We start from the raw sequence: 3,021 nt of genomic DNA, 5'->3' as shown, positions 1-3,021 counted from the left end.
ACGATGGCTCTGCGAGAGCGAATCGATCGCATTGAGGACGGGGTGCGCGTCGTGCGCTACCCGGGCCCGGGAACGCCGGTCAAGTGGCGCGGCGACTGCGACTACTGCAAGCGCATGGAGGAGTCCGGCCGCGATCCGGTGGCTGGGTTCTTCCCGGACCACCAAGCCATGTCGAACTGCCGCTCGGGTGGTCGTGACCACTGCACCTGCGACGGGTGCTTCTGATGGCCCCCCGGATCTTCACCGCGACCCTGCCTAGCGGTCAGCGCGTCCTCGTCACGCTCTGGGACGACACCTCCGGCGAACTGGCCTTCCGTGAGGGCGACCGCTGGGGCGTCCCGGTGGAGCTGGTGGCACCGCTGGGAGGTGCGGCGTGAGGTTCTACAAGCCCGGCATCGTCGCCGTTGCCACCGTGCGCGGAGTGCCCAACGTGCGGGTGTTCCGCACGGAGACGTTCTTTGAACACGACCGGCATGTATGGGCGTCGTCCACCCTGGCCAATTCCGCAGCGTGGCATCTGGAGTCGGATGTCACCGACGTGCGCCCCCTCGTGGTGCTGGACCTCGACGCGAGCGAGCGCGCCGCGCTTCGGAAACGCGCGCTGGAGAGCTTCGACTTCCGCTCCAGCACGGTCGCCGCCATTGAGCAGCAGACCAAGCCCCCGAAGCCCGCCGAGCCGACTGGCCTGGGTGCCGTGGTGGAGGACGACGGCCGAAAGTGGGTGCACTTCGGTAACGGCTGCTGGATCATGTCCGTCCCGAACGCGGCGTTGAAGACCCGGACCTGGGACGACTTCAGCAGCGACGTTGAGGTGCAGCCATGACCGCCGTCCTCCACGAGATCGTGACCAACCCCGGCCTCTGCCTCATCATCGCCGCCTGTGTCGCCGTGACCGCGTTCGTCGCGGTCGCTGAGCGTCGTTCCCGCGAGATCGACGCAGCCATCGCCGAGGACACGCGCCGCATCGAGCACGAGCGTCAGCAGCAGCGCGCCGCGATCGCCAAGGCACGCCGGGAGGCCGCTGAGCGGCGGATGCGCGACCAGGCACCCGTCAGCGACCGGGCCGTGTGGGCGTGGATGGACGGGGGGCAGGCATGAACATCACCACGCGCTACAGCATCGGCGACACTGTGTGGCACCTCCGCACCCGCCGCCAGCGTCGCAAGGTCACCTGTCCACTGTGTGGCGGCAAGGGCCGCGTACCGATCGGAGACACCGACCGAGACACGCACTGCCCCGACTGTCGGTGGGGTGGTGTCTACGAGACCGATCGCACCCTGATGGGCGAGATCGCGCGGCTCACCATCGGCCAGGTTCGCGCCGAGGTTGAGGGTGACCGCACCGAGATCACCTACATGGCGTGGGAGACGGGCGTCGGATCAGGCTCCATTCTCGCCGAAGCCAACCTCTACCCCACTCGCAAGGACGCCGAGCAAGCGTGTGCTGACGCTGGCGCGGTGCTGCTCACGCCGAGTGAGCGAAGCGAGGCGATCGCATGAGCACCCAGGCCGCCGAGTGCGCCGCGAAGTTCGCCACCCGCCGCGACGAACGCATCCGGCAGGAGACCAACGCCGCCATCGCCCGCTACGACCTCGCCATCGCCGACGCCCGCCACATCCTCGCCGGGACGATCGACGCGGAGCCGTTACGGCAAGCCGCAGACCGGCTCCTGGCGCGCGCCCTGATCGAACGCGCCGTGCTGGACGTGTGCCGGGCGCTGGGGGAGGCGTGATGAGCAGGCGTGGAGGGACAGCACGCTTTTACTGCGCAGAGGACGGCTGCACCGAGGCCGTGTTCTACGACTACAACAGCCGTGCCGACTATGCGCGACTGCACCGCGAGCAGGCCGAGCGGCCGTGGAAGTGCTCTCGGCACAGGAACCCCGAGCAGGTGCTCACGCCGACGAACACGACGCGGACGGTTGTACTGACCGCCGAGAAGTCCAAGCGGTTTCCCGACCTCACCAGGTTGTTCTGGCGCGAGGACGACGCCGCCGACGTGGGCTCGGGCTATACGTTCGGCCCCGGCTTCAAGGCGCACGCGGACGACTTTCCCGAGGGCTCTCGGCTCGTCATCACTGTCACGGCCGAAGTGGCCGCCGACGCCACTCCAGGCGGCGAGCCATGCTGACCGACTCCCGCGCCATCACCGACGCCGACGTTGCCGCCGAGACAACCGCGCTCGGCCCGCTGTTCGACCTGCTCGACGCGGGCGTGGGGCAGGTTGAGGCGAGCCGGATGGTCTGGGGGGCGGCGTGAGAATCCTCGCCATCGACCCGGGCAACACCGAATCCGGCTGGTGCATCATCGACGCCGCGACCTGCAAGCCGCTGGAGTTCGACAAGACGCCCAACGCCGATCTCGGCCGGTGGATGCGGTTCGGGGACATGCTCGATGACGTCGACATGATCACCATCGAGATGGTCGCTGCCTACGGGATGGCCGTCGGCGCTGACGTGTTCGAGACCTGCGTTTGGATCGGCCGCTTCGTCGAGTCGGCGTATTCATTCGGCAACGACTGCCGCCTCATCAAGCGCCAGCCCGTCAAGCTTCACCACTGCCACGACAGCCGCGCTAAGGACTCCAACATCCGGCAGGCCCTCGTAGACCGCTTCGCACTCGGCCAGTCGAACCACGGCAAGGGCACCAAGACCGAGCCCGGATGGTTCCACGGCTTCGCCAAGGACGTGTGGCAGGCGTACGCGCTCGCCGTCTACGTCGCTGACACGACGGAGGGGGTCCAGTGAGCAGCACCGGCTACCGCAACCGTCACGCCGGGTTCCGCTCCGGCTTCTGCTCCCTCACCAATCCACCCGACAGCCACGCACGCTGCACCGGCACAGACGGCAAGCGGCCCTGTGTCTGCGCGTGCCACGAGGAAGGACCAGCCTTGACTGACACCATCACCGAGCCCGGCGTCTACTACGACCTGCCGGCCGAGGTCTACCACGCGCAGCGCGACTGGCTGTCGTGGTCGCAGATGAAGAACCTCATCCCACCCTCGACTCCGGCGCACTTCAAG

Annotated in this window: 9 protein-coding genes; all 9 read left to right on the top strand. The window is 68.1% G+C overall.

Annotation, left to right across the window (positions count from 1 at the left end):
- A partial coding sequence (locus VFJ21_03835) for a hypothetical protein (protein ID HET7406252.1) occupies positions 1-225 on the top strand: 225 nt, incomplete at its 5' end.
- Positions 225-377 carry a hypothetical protein gene (locus VFJ21_03830; protein HET7406251.1) on the top strand — a complete coding sequence of 51 codons (153 nt, stop codon included), beginning with the start codon at positions 225-227 and terminating at the stop codon, positions 375-377. The genes VFJ21_03835 and VFJ21_03830, both read left to right, overlap by 1 nt.
- Positions 374-823, top strand: a complete 450-nt coding sequence (locus tag VFJ21_03825; protein HET7406250.1) for a hypothetical protein — start codon at positions 374-376, stop codon at positions 821-823. The genes VFJ21_03830 and VFJ21_03825 overlap by 4 nt, the downstream gene beginning before the upstream one ends.
- Positions 820-1,098, top strand: a complete 279-nt coding sequence (locus VFJ21_03820; protein ID HET7406249.1) for a hypothetical protein — start codon at positions 820-822, stop codon at positions 1,096-1,098. The genes VFJ21_03825 and VFJ21_03820 overlap by 4 nt, the downstream gene beginning before the upstream one ends.
- Complete coding sequence (locus VFJ21_03815) at positions 1,095-1,499, top strand: hypothetical protein (protein HET7406248.1); 405 nt, start codon at positions 1,095-1,097, stop codon at positions 1,497-1,499. The genes VFJ21_03820 and VFJ21_03815 overlap by 4 nt, the downstream gene beginning before the upstream one ends.
- On the top strand, positions 1,496-1,732 hold the full coding sequence (locus VFJ21_03810) for a hypothetical protein (protein HET7406247.1): 237 nt from the start codon (positions 1,496-1,498) through the stop codon (positions 1,730-1,732). The genes VFJ21_03815 and VFJ21_03810 overlap by 4 nt, the downstream gene beginning before the upstream one ends.
- 59 nt (positions 1,733-1,791) lie before the next feature.
- Positions 1,792-2,130, top strand: a complete 339-nt coding sequence (locus VFJ21_03805) for a hypothetical protein (protein HET7406246.1) — start codon at positions 1,792-1,794, stop codon at positions 2,128-2,130.
- Positions 2,124-2,258, top strand: a complete 135-nt coding sequence (locus VFJ21_03800; protein HET7406245.1) for a hypothetical protein — start codon at positions 2,124-2,126, stop codon at positions 2,256-2,258. Before VFJ21_03805 ends, VFJ21_03800 begins: the two co-directional genes overlap by 7 nt.
- Positions 2,255-2,746 carry a hypothetical protein gene (locus VFJ21_03795; protein ID HET7406244.1) on the top strand — a complete coding sequence of 164 codons (492 nt, stop codon included), beginning with the start codon at positions 2,255-2,257 and terminating at the stop codon, positions 2,744-2,746. The genes VFJ21_03800 and VFJ21_03795 overlap by 4 nt, the downstream gene beginning before the upstream one ends.
- Positions 2,747-3,021 lie beyond the last annotated feature (275 nt).

The sequence above is a fragment of the Mycobacteriales bacterium genome (assembly GCA_035690485.1).
Taxonomy (GTDB): Bacteria; Actinomycetota; Actinomycetes; order JAFAQI01; family DASSKL01; genus DASSKL01.
The sequence above is the reverse complement of the archived record's forward strand: the minus strand, read 5'-3'. Positions and strand labels throughout refer to the sequence as shown.